General features: G+C 65.0%; 14 protein-coding genes and 1 pseudogene. 7 read left to right on the top strand and 8 right to left on the bottom strand.

All coding sequences use genetic code 11. From position 1 onward, the window contains the following. Positions 1–38: 38 nt before the first annotated feature. The gene (locus CG51_RS10950) at positions 39–947 is read right to left on the bottom strand and encodes an EamA family transporter (protein WP_035744919.1); all 909 of its coding nucleotides are present in this window, start codon (positions 945–947) and stop codon (positions 39–41) included. A 63-nt stretch (positions 948–1,010) separates the two neighbouring features. Here CG51_RS10950 and CG51_RS10945 point away from each other — a divergent pair, with 63 nt between their 5' ends. Further along, entirely contained in the window at positions 1,011–1,514 is a 504-nt protein-coding gene (locus CG51_RS10945; RefSeq protein WP_035744918.1) for an MgtC/SapB family protein, read from the top strand. Positions 1,515–1,634: 120 nt separating this feature from the next. On the opposite strand, the gene ftsY is transcribed toward CG51_RS10945, so the two are convergent. Beyond that, a complete protein-coding gene (gene ftsY / locus CG51_RS10940; RefSeq protein ID WP_035744917.1) occupies positions 1,635–2,741 on the bottom strand; it encodes a signal recognition particle-docking protein FtsY in 1,107 nt (368 codons plus the stop codon). Between the two features lie 159 nt (positions 2,742–2,900). Between ftsY and CG51_RS10935 the strand changes: the two genes are divergently transcribed. From CG51_RS10935 to CG51_RS10925, 4 genes and pseudogenes are all read left to right on the top strand, one after another. Continuing rightward, positions 2,901–3,632: a lipopolysaccharide kinase InaA family protein gene (locus CG51_RS10935; RefSeq protein WP_035744914.1), complete on the top strand. Its 732-nt coding sequence runs from the start codon at positions 2,901–2,903 to the stop codon at positions 3,630–3,632. An 84-nt stretch (positions 3,633–3,716) separates the two neighbouring features. Beyond that, positions 3,717–4,127, top strand: coding sequence for a hypothetical protein (locus CG51_RS10930; protein ID WP_035744912.1), 411 nt, complete (start codon positions 3,717–3,719; stop codon positions 4,125–4,127). A gap of 872 nt (positions 4,128–4,999) precedes the next feature. Then, positions 5,000–5,163 (top strand): annotated as a pseudogene (locus tag CG51_RS19535) (IS5/IS1182 family transposase); the annotation flags it as partial. A gap of 457 nt (positions 5,164–5,620) precedes the next feature. Then, a complete protein-coding gene (locus CG51_RS10925; protein ID WP_035744910.1) occupies positions 5,621–6,907 on the top strand; it encodes an O-acetylhomoserine aminocarboxypropyltransferase/cysteine synthase family protein in 1,287 nt (428 codons plus the stop codon). A gap of 84 nt (positions 6,908–6,991) precedes the next feature. Here the strand turns inward: CG51_RS10925 and CG51_RS10920 are convergent, their stop codons facing one another. After that, on the bottom strand, positions 6,992–7,684 hold the full coding sequence (locus CG51_RS10920; protein WP_035744909.1) for an SIMPL domain-containing protein: 693 nt from the start codon (positions 7,682–7,684) through the stop codon (positions 6,992–6,994). Positions 7,685–7,842: 158 nt separating this feature from the next. On the opposite strand from CG51_RS10920, the gene CG51_RS10915 reads away from it, so the two are divergent. Further along, positions 7,843–9,732, top strand: a complete 1,890-nt coding sequence (locus CG51_RS10915) for a hypothetical protein (RefSeq protein WP_035744907.1) — start codon at positions 7,843–7,845, stop codon at positions 9,730–9,732. Here the strand turns inward: CG51_RS10915 and CG51_RS10910 are convergent, their stop codons facing one another. Further along, a complete protein-coding gene (locus CG51_RS10910; protein WP_035744982.1) occupies positions 9,733–10,530 on the bottom strand; it encodes an alpha/beta fold hydrolase in 798 nt (265 codons plus the stop codon). A gap of 8 nt (positions 10,531–10,538) precedes the next feature. Further along, positions 10,539–11,135, bottom strand: a complete 597-nt coding sequence (locus tag CG51_RS10905) for a 2-hydroxychromene-2-carboxylate isomerase (protein ID WP_035744905.1) — start codon at positions 11,133–11,135, stop codon at positions 10,539–10,541. 98 nt (positions 11,136–11,233) lie between these two features. On the opposite strand from CG51_RS10905, the gene CG51_RS10900 reads away from it, so the two are divergent. Then, the gene (locus CG51_RS10900) at positions 11,234–12,250 is read left to right on the top strand and encodes a ribose-phosphate pyrophosphokinase (RefSeq protein WP_035744902.1); all 1,017 of its coding nucleotides are present in this window, start codon (positions 11,234–11,236) and stop codon (positions 12,248–12,250) included. Positions 12,251–12,412: 162 nt separating this feature from the next. Here the strand turns inward: CG51_RS10900 and CG51_RS10895 are convergent, their stop codons facing one another. From CG51_RS10895 to CG51_RS10885, 3 genes are read right to left on the bottom strand one after another with little or no spacing between them, the layout of a single operon-like run. Beyond that, a complete protein-coding gene (locus CG51_RS10895; RefSeq protein WP_035744899.1) occupies positions 12,413–12,811 on the bottom strand; it encodes a F0F1 ATP synthase subunit epsilon in 399 nt (132 codons plus the stop codon). A gap of 10 nt (positions 12,812–12,821) precedes the next feature. Next, positions 12,822–14,240, bottom strand: coding sequence for a F0F1 ATP synthase subunit beta (gene atpD, locus CG51_RS10890; RefSeq protein ID WP_035744896.1), 1,419 nt, complete (start codon positions 14,238–14,240; stop codon positions 12,822–12,824). 15 nt (positions 14,241–14,255) lie between these two features. Beyond that, a complete protein-coding gene (locus CG51_RS10885) occupies positions 14,256–15,131 on the bottom strand; it encodes a F0F1 ATP synthase subunit gamma (protein WP_035744893.1) in 876 nt (291 codons plus the stop codon). Positions 15,132–15,153: the final 22 nt, after the last annotated feature.

The following is a 15,153-nucleotide window of genomic DNA, read 5'->3' as shown; positions in this document are numbered from 1 at the left end:
GCGCGGCAAATTGCGCGTTCGTACGACACAATGCAACGTCAATGCACCGCCCCGACCTGCACAAGCACGGCACCTGCGGCGATAAGCAGCATGAGAGCCGTGCGCGCCGGCCCAACCTTTTCGCCGAGCATCAGCCATCCGATCAGTGCGGCGAAAGCAGTCGATGTTTCCCTGAGCACCGCCGCCTGCCCCACATCGCCGATCCGGGTGGCGATCATGATGGCGCCGAAACTGAAGAACGCCGTCACCGCCCCGATCAGGCCGAGCCTGATGAGCGGGCCGGCCTCTGCGGGCCGGATGGGATACCACCTGCGCCGAATGACGAGAGGGAAACTCAGACCGTCGATCAGGAAGAACCACGCCAGAAAGGTGAAGGGGTCGGCGGTGGAGCGGATCCCGAAAGCGTCATAGGTGGTATAGAGCGCGACGAACCCGCCCGTCGCCACGGCAAATCCCAGGGCGGACATCAGCGTTTCGCGGTTCAGGACGATCGTCCGCAGGTTGTAGAAAGCAAGCCCGAAGATCGCCCCCACCAGTACCAGAACGCCTGCGAACTGAAGCGGCGCGAAGACCTCTCCGAAGAAAAGATAGGCCCCGAGCACCGCAAAGAGCGGCGCCGCGCCCCGCACCACCGGATAGACGACCGTATAAGCGCCGCGGGCATAGGTCGCCGCCTGCAGGAACTTGTAGGCGAGGTGAATGACCAGCACTCCCGCGAAGATCGGCCACATGTGCGCCTCAGGCCATGGCACGACGAAGAGCGCAAACGGCGCGGCCAGGGCTGCTGCCGCCAGGTCGATCACCGCGCGCGATTTCCACGGGTCCGCCCGCTGCCCCTTCTGCAATGCGCCGAACACCGCGTGGAGGAGCGCGGCCAGAAGCGCCAGCCCCATGGAGATCTGCTGCCCGAGCGGCGTTCCCGCGATACTGACCAACCATTCGCTCATCGCCACACCGGGAACTGCAACCTGCTCCCCCCGCTTGTAGCAACGGGAAAAGAGGGGGCGATCATGCTGGCCGTACTGAAGGAAGAACTGTCCGCGCCGTTCGAGGCGTTTCCGATGGAGGTGGCGGTTCTGCGGTTGCTGGCCGCCGTGACGCTGGGTGGCATCATCGGTTTCGAGCGGGAGATCAAGGAAAAGCCGGCCGGGCTCCGCACCCATATGATGGTCGCACTGGCCGCCTGCCTGTTCACTCTCATGGCATTCGAGATGGTGCAGGTCGAGGCCAAAGGAAGCGGCGCATCCATCCAGGCGGACCCGATCCGTGCCATCGAGGCCGTCACGGCGGGTGTGGCCTTCCTTGCCGCGGGCACGATCTTCAGCCAGCGAGGACGGGTCAACGGGCTGACAACGGGGGCGAGCATGTGGCTCGCAGGGGCGATCGGCCTTGCCTGCGGGGCAGGACGTATCCCGCTTGCCGCCCTCGCAACACTGGTGACGCTGATCGTGCTTTGGCTAGTCCGCCTCGCCTCGCGACGGATCGGAGCGGAGGAACGCGGGGACCGCGCCTGATCTTCCCTCGACCATCCCCGGTCGGCGCTTCCGCGCAGCATCGGACACCGGCCGTCTCCCACCAGTCAGCCTCTCACGGGTCAGCGGTCCGGACGGTTCCCGTATGGTGCCGGAGAATGATCATACCTCCACACCTGTAAGGGCGCGCGCGAAGTCCTCCGGGTCGAACGGGGCGAGGTCATCTATCTGCTCGCCCACGCCGATCGCATGGATCGGCAGGCCGAACTTGTCGGCCAGCGCCACGAGCACACCCCCGCGCGCCGTTCCGTCAAGCTTGGTCATCACGAGGCCGGACACGTCCGCGAGCTTCCGGAAGGTCTCCACCTGGTTCAGCGCGTTCTGCCCTGTGGTCGCATCAAGAACCAGAACGGTATTGTGGGGTGCCGAGGGATCTTTCTTGCGGATGACCCGCACGATCTTTGCAAGTTCCTCCATCAGGTCGGCTCGGTTCTGAAGCCGCCCCGCAGTGTCTATCATCAGAAGATCCGCGCCCTCGGCCTCCGCCTTGGTCATGGCGTCAAACGCGAGGCTCGCCGGGTCCGAGCCTTCAGGCGCCGTCAGCACCGGCACACCGGCACGCTCACCCCAGACCTGCAACTGCTCGACCGCCGCTGCGCGGAAGGTGTCGCCTGCGGCAATGACCACCTTCTTGCCCGCCGCCCGGAACTGCAGGGCGAGCTTTCCGATGGTGGTGGTCTTGCCGGAGCCGTTCACTCCGACGATCAGCACCACCTGCGGTTTTTTCGGATAGAGCGGCAGCGGTCGCGCCACCGGCTCCATGATCCGGGCGATCTCATCGGCCAGTGCCATGCGGATCTCGCTGGCCGACATGCGGCGGCCCATACGTCCTTCGGCGATATTGGCCGTGACGCGAAGCGCGGTTTCAACCCCCATGTCGGCCTGGATCAGCAGCTCCTCAAGGCTTTCCAGCATCGCGTCATCCACGACGCGGCGCGGCTCCTCAACCCGCGCTTCGCGGCCGAAAAGTCGCCCGACCAAGCCGGGCCGTTCTGGCGGAATGGAGGCAGGCGGCTCCGGCGGCACGTCGACCGGCAGGACCGGCGTCGCGGCAAGCGGCAGGGCGGGCGGCGGAGGGGGAGATGTCTGCGCGGCAGGCTGGTGCTCCGCCTCCGTGGCCGGGGCCTCTTCAACAAGGGCATCGATCCCCTGCTCGATCCGGCTCGACGATCGCGTGAGCCGTTCCTTGAGCTTGGTGAAGAAGGACATGGGCACTCTCCCGCGATTGCACCGGCGATTTCACTGGGCCTTTCGGCTTCCCTCTCAGCTAAAGCAGACGGGCGTCAGTTGAAAGACCTGCGCCCTCCGAAAGCCGCCCGAAGGCTGTTTCCCCTCCCGTTTCGGCGCGTGAGGGGCTAGATAACCGGTATGACCGACGCTTTCCTCCTCCGGCTCCGTGCCGCAATCGCCGCGCTGCCGGCCGGACAGCGCGTCGCGCCGGTGACGGTGGACGGCAAACGCTATTGGGTAAAGCAGCGGGAGTACTACGACAGCCTGAAGCTGAGGCTGCAAAAAGGCGATGCCGCGCGCGCCTTCGAGCGGGAGCGTCGCGCGCTCCATGATCTGGGCGGGCTCGGGCTGCCCGTACCGCCGGTGGTCGATGAAGCGGGGGATTATTTCGTCACGCCCGACAGTGGTATGCCGCTGGCGAAAATCCTTCGCGACAGGCTTCTTGCGGAGGAGGAGCGGATGGCAGCCTTTCGGTCCGCCGCCCGCGCGCTCCATGCCTTCCACGCAAATGGAATCGCGCATGGACGCCCGAACCTGCGCGACATGCTATGGAACGGGGAGCGTATCACGCTTATCGATTTCGAGCGTTATGCGCCCCGACGGAACCGCCGGATCAACATGGCGCTCGATCTGCTGATGTTCGTCTTTTCCGCCTATGTCGCGGCGGAGGGAGAGCGGCCGGAGATCGACGCCGCCATCTCGACTTACCGGGAGGAGGACAGCACCGGACTGTGGCCGCTGGCGGGACGTATCGCGCGTATGCTGGGCTTTCTGACGCCACTGACCGCGCCGCTCCGCAGGCGCAAACCCCGCTCGCGCGAGCTCTCCGCCCTGCCGCTGACGCTCCATCGTTTCAGCGCGGAGACGTGAGGAAACAGGACTGGCCAGACGCCGGTCGATCTGTCACCGTTCGAAGGTGCCCCCCACTTCGGAGGTGACCCCGACGAGGTTCCGATGCGCCTTCTGCTCTCCGCTCTCGCCCTTGGCCTTGCCGCGCTGCCCGCTCTCTCGGCCACGACGGCCGAACAGCCCATGTCGGCAGAAGCGTTCGAGCGGTATTCGACGGGCAAGACACTGACCTATGGCGCGAACGGCGCGCCCTATGGCATCGAGCGCTATCTGCCGGGGCGGCAGGTGGTCTGGGCCTTTGTCGGGCAGGAATGCCGCTATGGCCAATGGTATCCGGCGGGGGACGAAATCTGTTTCGTCTATGAGGGCGACCCGCTCCCGCAATGCTGGGTCTTCTATGCGACGCCGGGGGGCCTCCGCGCTCATTTCAGCGGCGATCCGAACGGAGAGGACCTGGTGGAAGTGAACCAGAGCAGCGAAACCATGCCCTGCCCCGGACCGAAGGTGGGAGCCTGAGTCCAGTCATCGGGCACTGGCGGTTCGAGGCTGCGTTTCGTCGTTTGGAGGAACTGTGCGCGGTGCTCGAAGCCGTCCCTCCCGCATGATGAGCCTGCCGGACCCGCACGTTTGCGCTGGCACAGGCCCGATGTCCGGTGACGGCCCGGCACTCCCTGACGCTCCGGCGAAAGGCACGGCGAACAGGACGTTTTTGCGCTACGATCGATGACAGGCCGGGCGATCCTGACCCCGTATCACTTGGCAGTGTGCCGAAAATTATTCCGAGATTGCTCACCCGGGGGGGGGAAATCGCTGTCTACGTGATTGAAGAACTCTCCGGAAACCGCAGGTTTTGGCTCCTGACTGGACCGATTACTTGATTCTCGACGCAAAACCGCGGAGATCCACGACCTTTTTCAGCAGCCTGTGAGGCGCAGAGGGTCGCGGGGCCGTTCAGAACAACCTGGCTTCCAAGCCGCGCGGCATCGGCAACGCCGCAGATCGCCGGCAGTAAAGGCACGGTTCGGACACATGCCATGACCCAGCCGGACGGGAAGATCGTCGAACTTCCCTGACGTGGCTCTCAATGAAGCGGAGCACGTGCCGCGCAGGATGACGCCTCTTACCATGGTCAATTCGCGGTTGCGGGAGCGTTCTGCTCCGCTCCGCAATCCGCGGCTCACTGGAGCGCGAAAACCCGGATGACTGCGCTCGCCCCGCGGGAGGTCACCGGTGGCCCCCTGTTGTGTTCCGCGACGTGCAGCAAGGTGCAGGGCAGTAGTTTCCAAAAAGCGTGATGTCGTCTTCGCCGCAAACAGGCTCAGTAGCCATTGATATGAGGCACTGATGTGAGTCGCTCGATCTGATTCAGGCTCCTGAGGATGCTGGATATGAGTGACCTGTATTGGCTGACGGAGGTGCAGAATGGCTCGGCTGGCGCCCTATTTTCCCAAGAGCCACGGCAGGCCGCGTGTTGAGCGGAATCATCTTCGTCGACCGCAGCAGCCTGCGCTATCGGGATGCGCCGGCGGCCTGTGGGCCGCACAAGACGCTCTAAAATCGCTGGACGCGATGGAGTGAGGCCGGCGTGTTCGTCCGCATGATGGACGGCCGGTTCGGCGCTCAGACCCTGAGCCTGAGCCTGAGCCTGAGCCTGAGAAGCTGGCCGGACAGTGGCGCGCCCCCGCTATGGCTGATTCATCTTTGCAAAAGGATATCGGTGGACGTCACAGGACTGACCATTGTCCTTCAGCCCCTACCCAAGCTGTCGCGTCCCACCTCCGACCGTGGTCGCGCAAGGCTGCGCAGGCGGTAACGCTGGCCCATACGAAGCTTCCCTTGATTCCTGACGCCGTCAGGTAAGGCCTCAACAACATCCGGACGGGCATCGGTTTCCGCCCGTATCGTCAATTCGCAGGCGAAGACGCCATCTGCACTGTCGTTATTCGGTCACGCGCCGCTTGCGGCACGCTGCGCCCTCCCCTAGCCTCCCGCGCGAAGAGGAGAACGACATGACCAGAACCCCCGGTTTCGACACGCTGCAAGTCCACGCGGGCGCGAACCCCGATCCCGCGACCGGTGCCCGCCAGGTACCGGTCTATCAGACCACCGCCTATGTGTTCCGAGATGCGGATCACGCAGCGGCGCTCTTTGGTCTTCAGGAAGTGGGCTACATCTATTCCCGCCTGACCAACCCGACGGTCAGCGCGCTTCAGGATCGGGTGGCGGCGCTTGAGGGGGGTGCGGGTGCGGTCTGCTGCGCCTCTGGACACGGAGCGCAGATCATGGCGCTGTTTCCACTGATGGCACCGGGAAAGAACGTCGTAGCATCCACCCGGCTCTACGGGGGAACGGTGACTCAGCTGACCCAGACCATCAAGCGGTTCGGCTGGTCCGCCAAGCTGGTGGATTTCGATGATCTGGACGCACTGCGTGCTGCGATCGACGAAGATACCCGCGCGATCTTCTGCGAATCGATCTCCAATCCCGGGGGCTATGTCACCGATATTCCCGCCGTGGCAAAGCTGGCGGATGAGGCGGGGCTGCCGCTCATCGTGGACAACACGCTCGCCACGCCCTGGCTCTGCCGCCCCATAGAGATGGGCGCAACATTGGTTGTGCATTCCCTGACGAAATACATGACAGGCAACGGCACGGTCACAGGCGGGGTCGTGGTGGATTCGGGCAAGTTCGACTGGTCGGCATCGGACAAGTTTCCCTCACTCTCGGCACCGGAGCCCGCATATCACGGGCTGAAGTTTCACGAGGCGCTGGGGTCGATGGCCTTCACCTTCCACAGCATCGCCGTCGGTCTGCGCGATCTCGGCATGACGATGAACCCGCAGGGCGCACATTACACGCTCATGGGAATCGAGACGCTGAGCCTGCGCATGGCAAGGCACGTGGAGAACGCGCGAAAGGTCGCCGCCTGGCTGGAGGCCGATCCCCGCGTGGAGGTCGTGACCTATGCGGGCCTGCCCTCCTCCCCTTGGTATGAGCGGGCCCAGCGGATCACGCCCCGGGGTGCGGGGGCGTTGTTCACCTTTGGCGTGAAGGGGGGCTATGAGGCCGGGGTGAAGTTGGTGGACAGCGTGAAGCTGTTCAGCCACGTGGCGAACCTTGGCGATACGCGTTCACTCATCATCCATTCGGCCTCCACCACACACCGGCAGCTCACTGATGCGCAGCGGGAGGCCGCAGGCGCCGGGCCGAACGTAGTCCGCCTGTCCATCGGGATCGAGGATGCTGACGACCTGATCGCGGATCTGGATCAGGCCCTCAGCGCCGCGGTGGGGTAACGCCCGGGCGTCCACTGCAAGCGAAAGGCCCGGACAAGCTGCCCGAGCCTTTTCCTTGTATCGCACACCCTTGCGTCGCAGGGCTTACTGCCCCAGACGGAAAACCATCGTCACATTTGCATTCACGCTGACCTCACCCTCCGCCAGGGGGACACCCGCGCCGCTGTCCGCGCTCATGCGCATCATCGGTCGCGGTTGCTGGCCGGTGAAGCTTTCGGTCAGCGACTGAACCGGGCCAAGCGTGACACCCGCCGCCTCCGCGTAAAGATGCGCCCGGGCGATGGCATCGGCGACGGCAGCCTTGCGCGCGGCATCCGCGTTGGGTTTGGGATCGGACAGTCCGAACCGCAGCCCTTGGAAGGTGTTCGCCCCGTTCTTGACGACAGTATCCAGCACGCCGCCCAGCTTGTTCAGATCCCGCACGGTCACGCTCACGTTGTTGGCGGCGACAAATCCCACGACCTTCGGCTGGCCCTGCTGCGGCTGCTCCCAGCGCGGCCCGAGCGTCAGGTCGGAGGTCTGCATATCCTTGGCGGCGATTCCGGCCGCCTTCAGCGTCTCCAGCATTTTCGCGGTCGCAGCGGTATTTTCGGCCAGCGCCGTATTCGCGCTGTCCCCCAGGGTTTCGACGCCCAGCGTCACGGTGGCCATGTCCGGGCGGGCGCTGACCTCTCCCTCTCCGTTCACGGTGATGGTCGGATAGGTCATCTGGACCTCCTGTGCGACAAGCGGCGTGGCCGCGAACGTCATGAGCATGGCGAGAGTGGTGAACCGCATGATATGCCTCCTTTTTCCTTTGCTGTGGCGGGGTGTCGCACCGCTGACAAGTGAACTCTCCGTGTTTCTACCCCTAGCGTGCGCGATTTCCCGCTATACCCCATGCTGATGCCACTGCATAATCGCAGCGGTCCGTCTTTCGTGGTAGGTGCGTTCCGATGAAGCCCAGTTTCACGCTCGAACTTGCCGCCGATGGCATCCGTCTTTTCCACCGCACGCCGCTTGGCTGGCGAACGGTCGGGGCCGTCGGTCTGGGCGATCCCGATCTCGGCCAGAAAGTCGCGGCACTCCGCAGCACCGCGCTTGGCATGGAGCCCGGTGTGCTGACGACGCGCCTTACGATCCCGAACGACCAGATACTCTATACGCGCGTCATGGCCCCCGGGCCGGATGCCGCCTCCCGTCGCCGTCAAATCCGCGCGGCGCTGGAGGGAATGACCCCCTATGCGCCGGAGGAGCTGGTTTTCGACTGGACCGGCGATGGGCGGGAGGTGCAGGTCGCCATCGTCGCGCGCGAGACGCTGGAAGAGGCGGAAGCCTTCGCCGCCGATAGTCGCTTTGCGCCGGTGGCCTTCGTGGCGATACCGCCGCAAGGCCAGTTCAATGGCGAACCGTTCTTCGGCCAGACCCATCTTGCTCCTGCGCTGCTTGGACCGGAGGAGCGGGTGGAGCGTGAAAGCGTACCGATGCGTCTTCTCGACCGGCGCCCGGTTCCGGCAGAGCCGAAACGATCTCCCGACGCCGCGCTGACGCCTTCTTCGCAGGGGGCGCCGCAAGATTCGAAGACGATGAAGGCGGATGCGCCTGGCTCTGCCGGCCTTCTGTCCGACCATGTGGAGGAGGGACGGGAAACCCGCTCCCCTCCCCCGGTGATGGTCGAGCCCCCGCCGCTCGATGCGGATGTGGCCGCTCTCGCGGCACCAGCCGCCGCCGTCCCTCCGGCCGCGTCGCGGCCCGACCTGCCCCCGACCGAGGGTGTCAGGCATGTCAGCCCGCCGCTTCAGGGCGCTGCGGTCACGTCCCCGGTGACGGATGCGAAGGATAGCTTGCGGGCACCTGTCAGCGAGCGGGCACGCATGCGGCGCGGATTGATGCTCGCACTTGGGCTTCTGGTGCTGATCCTGCTTGTCCTGCTCGGGTCCGGTCTGTTTCTGGGTGAGCAGCGAACGAGCCGGGCCGGTCAGTTCGGTCTTGTCGGTGCCGCGCACGCCGGCACCCTCGCCGATCCGCAACGTCTTGTGACCGAGACGGAAACCGAGACCCTTCGCGGGGTTCTTGCGCAACACCGTCCGTCCATGTTGGGGGTGGCTTATCCGTTGGGCCCGCGCCTCGCCCTGACGGAAGCGCCGCGCCACCGCACGGGTGCTCAGATTGACGCCACCCGCCCGAAAGCGCGCCCCGGCTCTCGCGCGATATCCGCGGCACCGGCGGCACCTCGCACCGTGGCCAGCAACGATCCTGCCCCGAAACTGTCGTCGCATCGTCCGATGCCGAAGCCCGCAGGCATTGCCGCGCGCGGCCAGGCGGCAGCCGAGGCAGAAAACCCCCCGGTCGCGCTAGCCGTTGATCGGCCCCGTTCGAGACCCAGGAATTTTGCACCCGCCATCGCGGTCGCACTCGCAGCAGCCGTGGCGGAGCCAGCCGCCCCCGCGCGCGCCGCTGTCGCGGCCCCACCTCAGCCGCAGATGACACCGCCGGTCATTGCTGCGGCAAGCCAACCGGTCGTGACCAGAAGCCCTCTGGCCGCCGCCACAGAATCTGACGATGAACCGGAACCACAGGTCGTGACACCCAGAATCCCCACCCGAGCCTCCGTTGCAAAGCAAGCCACCATCACCAAAGCGATGAACCTGCGCGATGTTAATCTGCTTGGCGTGTTCGGCACATCGTCGAACCGCCGCGCGCTCGTTCGGCTATCCAACGGACGCTTGCAGCAGGTGAAGGTGGGTGACCGCTTCGACGGGGGCCAGGTGGTGGCCATCGGGGCAAGCGAGCTTCATTACGTGAAGTCGGGGCGTGGTTTCGTGCTCGCCATGCCCAAGACCTGATCAGCTCCGCGCGAGCAAACGCCGCAGGGCCTCTGCCACAGCCGCCGGATGCGTGATGGGCGCCATATGGCCTGCGCCCGGAATCGCAACGATCTCCGCATCGGGAAGGCGCGCCGCAAGCCGATGCACGATTTCCGGCGCGAGGGGCGCGGATGCGGCCCCATGGATCAGCGTTACGGGCCGGGCCAGCCCCTCAAGCCGCCCCGTTCGGAGCAGACCCGCCGAATCCTCGGACAGCGCCGCCGATGTGGCGGGAATCACGTCGATACGATCGACGATGTAGCGCTTCATCCGTTCGGGCAAACGCTCCCATGCCATGCCCGCACCCCAGCGCGACATGAAGGCGCGGGAGGCCTCTTCCCTGTCGCCCCGGCCCCAGGCCTCTGCAAAGGCCCGGTTGTCCGCCACCGGTCCACCACCCGTCACCGCGGCGAACAGCACCGGCTCCACCAGTGCGAGGCTCCGCACAAGTTCAGGGGTCTCCAGCGCCAGACGAAGGACGAGCGTGCCGCCGAGGGAATGACCCACCAGATCGACCGGACCACCCCTGCCCGCCCCCAGCACCGCACGACGCAGCGCGTGCGTCGCGACGTCATGATAGTCGCCAAGGCCGGGGGCCCACCGCCAACTTCGCCCATGAGAGGGCAAATCCACGGCAGTCATCGCGCAGATGTCGTCCAGATCGTCAGCGACACCGCTCCACGCTCCGCCATGGGCGAGCGAGCAATGTGCCAGAACGACTGCTCTGGGACCGCTGCCCCAGCTTCGCGTGGCAAGCGGCGCTCCGCGGTCCACCATGTCGGCCACTACAACCGCCCCGACAGATGCGCATCCAGATCGGAGAGCCGGTCCTGCCCCCAGAACATCTCCTCGCCGACGATGTAGAAAGGAGCGCCGAAGACGCCACGGGATACGGCTTCCTCCAGATTTCTCGCATAGGTTTCCGCCCCCATGAGCAGGCCCCTGTCGGCCAGCGCGGCGTCAAAGCCATGACGGCAGAGTTCATCTCGGATCACGCCGTCTTCCGCGATATTTCGCTCCTCCGCCCAACAGGCGGCGCAGAATCCGTGAACGAGACCTCCCAGATCACCCCCGCCCGCGGATTGCGCCGCGATGATCGCATAGGCGGACGGCGCGGCGTTCACAGGCCAGAAGCGCGGCTGGAGATGGATGGGCAGCCCGGCCTTCGCCGCCTGCCGCCGCAATTCCTGCAACCGATAGGCCTGTCGGGCCGGATGACGTTGCGGCAACGCAAGCCCACCCGTGCGGGGAAACAGGCCGCCGAGATCGACAGGTTTGTAGGCGATGGTCGCGCCGTGGCGGGCGGCGATCTCCTCCAGGCGCAGGCCCGCGAGGTAGGTATAGGGCGAGGCCGTCGAAAAGAAGTAGTCGATCTGCGTCATGAACCGTCCCCCCGCGTGTTGGCGCGAGCGTAGCCCGGTGATAAGCGGTGTCAATATCGCGAATCCGGCCTCCCGCCGATTGTAGCAAGGATCCCGTCATGGCTGCCATGAATGAGCCGAAACTGATCTCCGGCAACGCCAACCGCTCCCTCGCCTCCTCCATCGCGCGTCGCATGTCGATGCACCGCGGCATGACCGTCGGACTCGTCGATGCGCGGGTAGAGCGGTTCAACGATCAGGAGATCTTCGTAGAAGTCTATGAGAACGTCCGTGGCGAGGACATGTTCATCATCCAGCCGACCTCCAACCCGGCGAACGACAACCTGATGGAGCTGCTCATCATCACCGATGCGCTCCGCCGCTCCTCCGCAGGACGGATCACTGCCGTGGTCCCCTATTTCGGCTATGCCCGGCAGGACCGCCGCACCAAGGCACGGACGCCGATTTCCGCCAAGCTGGTCGCCAATCTGCTGACCGAGGCCGGGATCGAGCGAATCCTCACGCTCGACCTGCATGCGGCTCAGATTCAGGGCTTTTTCGACATCCCGGTGGACAATCTCTATGCCGCGCCGGTCTTTGCTCTGGATGTGGAGCATAATTTCCGTGGCCGGATGAACGAGATCACCGTGGTTTCCCCCGATGTCGGCGGTGTGGGCCGCGCGAGGGAGCTTGCCCAGCGGATCGGCGCCAACCTCGCCATCGTGGATAAACGTCGCACCAAGCCGGGTGAGGTCGCAGAAATGACCATCATTGGTGAGGTGGAGGACCAGATCTGCCTTATCATCGACGATATCTGCGACACGGCCGGAACGCTGGTTAAGGCGGCTGACCTGCTTCTGGAGAATGGCGCGAAGGAGGTCCACGCCTATATCAGCCACGGGGTCCTGTCCGGCCCCGCTGTGGAACGGATCACCAATTCCGCCATGAAGAACCTCGTCATCACCGATTCCATCGAGCCGACGGCGGCGGTGAAAGCGGCGCACAATATTCGCATCGTGCCCACCGCGCCGATGTTCGCGCAGGCGATCCTGAACATCTGGAACGGAACATCCGTGTCCTCTCTGTTCGACACCAATACGCTGGTGCCGATATATGAGGGCATGTATCCGCGCTGACGGCACGGCCTTCGGGAGAGAGATCGGACCGCGCTTCGGCGCGGTCTTTTTCATACCGGCAAAAGGTTTTTATACCGGTGAAGGGCCTTCATGCTGGCGAAGGCTGGCGCATGAAAAAGCCGGCATCTCTGCCGGCTTTCCTGCATCTCATGAAACCGCCGCTCAGTGGCGGATCAGCTCCTTCAGCGCCTTGGTATCGGCAATCAGCTTTTCAGAATTCGCCTTTTCCTCGGGCGGTGCACTATCGGCAAGGCTTTCCGCTTCGCTCACCAGTTGGTCGATCACGCTGGAGGTGACCTCCGTGATCGGGATTGCCTTCTCCGCCAGCACGGAAACCGCGCCCGCGTTGATCTCGGCAAAGCCACCGGTAACGACGAAGCTCGCCGCGCCTTTCGGACCTTCGACCCGGACAATGCCGGGACGAAGTGTGAGGATCAGGGGGGCGTGCCCCGGCATGGCCGTAAGCTCTCCCTCCGATCCGGGGATGGTGACCGCCGTGGCGGCAACGGATGTCAGCATCCGCTCCGGCGCCACGAGGTCGAACTGCATCGTATCGGCCATATCCGCTCCCTCAGGCCGCGGCCGCAGCGAGACGCTCGGCTTTCGCCTTCACTTCTTCGATGTCGCCGACCATGTAGAAGGCCGCTTCGGGCAGGTGATCGTATTCGCCCGCGACGACCGCCTTGAAGGACGCGATGGTCTTGTCGAGCGGAACCTGCACCCCGGGCGAGCCCGTGAATACCTGCGCCACGTCGAACGGCTGCGAGAGGAAGCGCTGGATCTTCCGGGCGCGGGTCACGGTCAGCTTATCCTCTTCCGAGAGTTCGTCCATCCCGAGGATGGCGATGATGTCCTGCAGCGACTTGTAGCGCTGAAGGATGCCCTGCACGGCGCGGGCGGTGTCGTAGTGCTCCTGTCCGACCACCTGCGGATCGAGAATCCGGGAAGTCGAGTCGAGCGGGTCCACCGCCGGGTAGATGCCCAGCTCCGAGATCGCGCGGGACAGCACGGTCGTGGCGTCGAGGTGGGCAAACGACGTCGCAGGCGCCGGGTCGGTAAGGTCGTCGGCCGGCACGTAGATCGCCTGCACCGAAGTGATGGACCCGGCGCGGGTCGAGGTGATCCGCTCCTGCAGCGCACCCATGTCCGTGGCGAGAGTCGGCTGATAGCCCACGGCGGAGGGGATGCGGCCCAGCAGCGCCGACACATCCGAACCCGCTTGGGTGAAGCGGAAGATGTTGTCGACGAAGAACAGCACGTCCGAGCCCGACTGGTCACGGAATTGCTCCGCAATGGTCAGACCGGTGAGCGCCACGCGGGCACGGGCACCCGGCGGTTCGTTCATCTGGCCATAGACCAGAGCCACCTTGGAATCTTCGAGCTTGTCGATGTTGATGACGCCCGATTCGATGAACTCATGGTAGAGGTCGTTGCCCTCGCGCGTCCGCTCACCCACGCCGGCGAACACGGAATAGCCCGAGTGCACCTTGGCGATGTTGTTGATGAGCTCCTGGATGAGCACCGTCTTGCCGACGCCCGCACCGCCGAAGAGGCCGATCTTGCCGCCCTTCGCATAGGGGGCCAGCAGGTCGATGACCTTGATGCCGGTGACGAGGATCGCCGATTCCGTGGACTGATCCTCGAAGTCGGGCGCGGGCTGGTGGATGGCGCGGCGCTCGGTCGCTTCGACCGGGCCCTTCTCGTCGATCGGCTCGCCGATGACATTCAGGATGCGGCCGAGCGTGCCGTCGCCGACGGGCACCGAAATCGGTGCGCCCGTATCGTTCACCTGCTCGCCGCGGACGAGACCTTCCGTCGCATCCATCGCGATGGTGCGCACGGTGCTCTCGCCAAGGTGCTGAGCCACTTCCAGAACGAGGCGCTTGCCGTTGTTGGTCGTCTCCAGCGCGTTCAGGATCGCCGGGAGCGCGCCGTCGAACTGCACGTCCACGACAGCGCCGATGACCTGCGTGACTTTGCCTTGTGACATTGGTTACTCCGGTCGTTAGAGCGCTTCGGCGCCCGAGATGATTTCGATAAGCTCTTTGGTGATCGCAGCCTGCCGGGAGCGGTTGTACTGGATCGTGAGCTTGTTGATCATGTCCCCCGCGTTGCGGGTCGCGTTGTCCATCGCGCTCATCCGCGCACCCTGTTCAGAGGCGGCATTCTCAAGCAGCGCCGTGAAGATCTGGGTCGCGATCGAACGCGGCAGCAGATCGGTCAGGATACCTTCTTCGGACGGCTCATACTCATAGAGCGACGAGGCGGATGTCGCGGGCGTTTCCTCGAACGAGGCGGGGATGATCTGCTTCGCCGTCGGCACCTGGCTGATGACCGACTGGAAACGGTTGTAGAAGATCGTCGCCACGTCGAATTCGCCGTTCTGGAACCGCGTCATGATCTGACGCGCGATATCATGGGCGTTGACGTAGCCGAGCTTCTTCACCTCCGACATATCGACATGCCCGATGAGATACTGCCCGTAGTCGCGACGGAGCTGCTCGCGCCCCTTCTTGCCCACGGTCAGGATCTTCACCGTCTTGCCCTGCCCGATCAGCGTGTCGGCACGGAGCCGCGCCAACCTGACGATGGAGGAGTTGAAGGCACCGGCAAGGCCACGCTCCGAGGTCATGACGACCAGGAGGTGGACCTTGTCCTGCCCCGTTCCGGCGAGCAGCCGCGGCGCGCCGGGCGAGCCCGCGACCGACCCGGCGAGGCCCGCGATGACCGAGTTCATCCGCTCCGCATAGGGGCGGGCGGCTTCGGCGGCTTCCTGGGCGCGGCGCAGTTTCGCCGCCGCGACCATCTGCATGGCCTTGGTGATCTTGCGCGTCGACTTGACGCTGCTGATCCGGTTCTTGAGGTCCTTTAGGCTCGGCATCTATCCGTCCCTGCTCCCCCGC

Source organism: Haematobacter missouriensis (assembly GCF_000740775.1).
GTDB lineage: Bacteria > Pseudomonadota > Alphaproteobacteria > Rhodobacterales > Rhodobacteraceae > Haematobacter > Haematobacter missouriensis.
The sequence above is the reverse complement of the archived record's forward strand: the minus strand, read 5'-3'. Positions and strand labels throughout refer to the sequence as shown.

Coding starts and splice junctions, on each gene's coding strand:
- CG51_RS10950 (WP_035744919.1), bottom strand. CDS start 947: ATGAGCGAATGGTTGGTCAGTATCGCGGGAACGCCGCTCGGGCAGCAG.
- CG51_RS10945 (WP_035744918.1), top strand. CDS start 1,011: ATGCTGGCCGTACTGAAGGAAGAACTGTCCGCGCCGTTCGAGGCGTTT.
- ftsY (WP_035744917.1), bottom strand. CDS start 2,741: ATGTCCTTCTTCACCAAGCTCAAGGAACGGCTCACGCGATCGTCGAGC.
- CG51_RS10935 (WP_035744914.1), top strand. CDS start 2,901: ATGACCGACGCTTTCCTCCTCCGGCTCCGTGCCGCAATCGCCGCGCTG.
- CG51_RS10930 (WP_035744912.1), top strand. CDS start 3,717: ATGCGCCTTCTGCTCTCCGCTCTCGCCCTTGGCCTTGCCGCGCTGCCC.
- CG51_RS10925 (WP_035744910.1), top strand. CDS start 5,621: ATGACCAGAACCCCCGGTTTCGACACGCTGCAAGTCCACGCGGGCGCG.
- CG51_RS10920 (WP_035744909.1), bottom strand. CDS start 7,684: ATGCGGTTCACCACTCTCGCCATGCTCATGACGTTCGCGGCCACGCCG.
- CG51_RS10915 (WP_035744907.1), top strand. CDS start 7,843: ATGAAGCCCAGTTTCACGCTCGAACTTGCCGCCGATGGCATCCGTCTT.
- CG51_RS10910 (WP_035744982.1), bottom strand. CDS start 10,530: ATGGTGGACCGCGGAGCGCCGCTTGCCACGCGAAGCTGGGGCAGCGGT.
- CG51_RS10905 (WP_035744905.1), bottom strand. CDS start 11,135: ATGACGCAGATCGACTACTTCTTTTCGACGGCCTCGCCCTATACCTAC.
- CG51_RS10900 (WP_035744902.1), top strand. CDS start 11,234: ATGGCTGCCATGAATGAGCCGAAACTGATCTCCGGCAACGCCAACCGC.
- CG51_RS10895 (WP_035744899.1), bottom strand. CDS start 12,811: ATGGCCGATACGATGCAGTTCGACCTCGTGGCGCCGGAGCGGATGCTG.
- atpD (WP_035744896.1), bottom strand. CDS start 14,240: ATGTCACAAGGCAAAGTCACGCAGGTCATCGGCGCTGTCGTGGACGTG.
- CG51_RS10885 (WP_035744893.1), bottom strand. CDS start 15,131: ATGCCGAGCCTAAAGGACCTCAAGAACCGGATCAGCAGCGTCAAGTCG.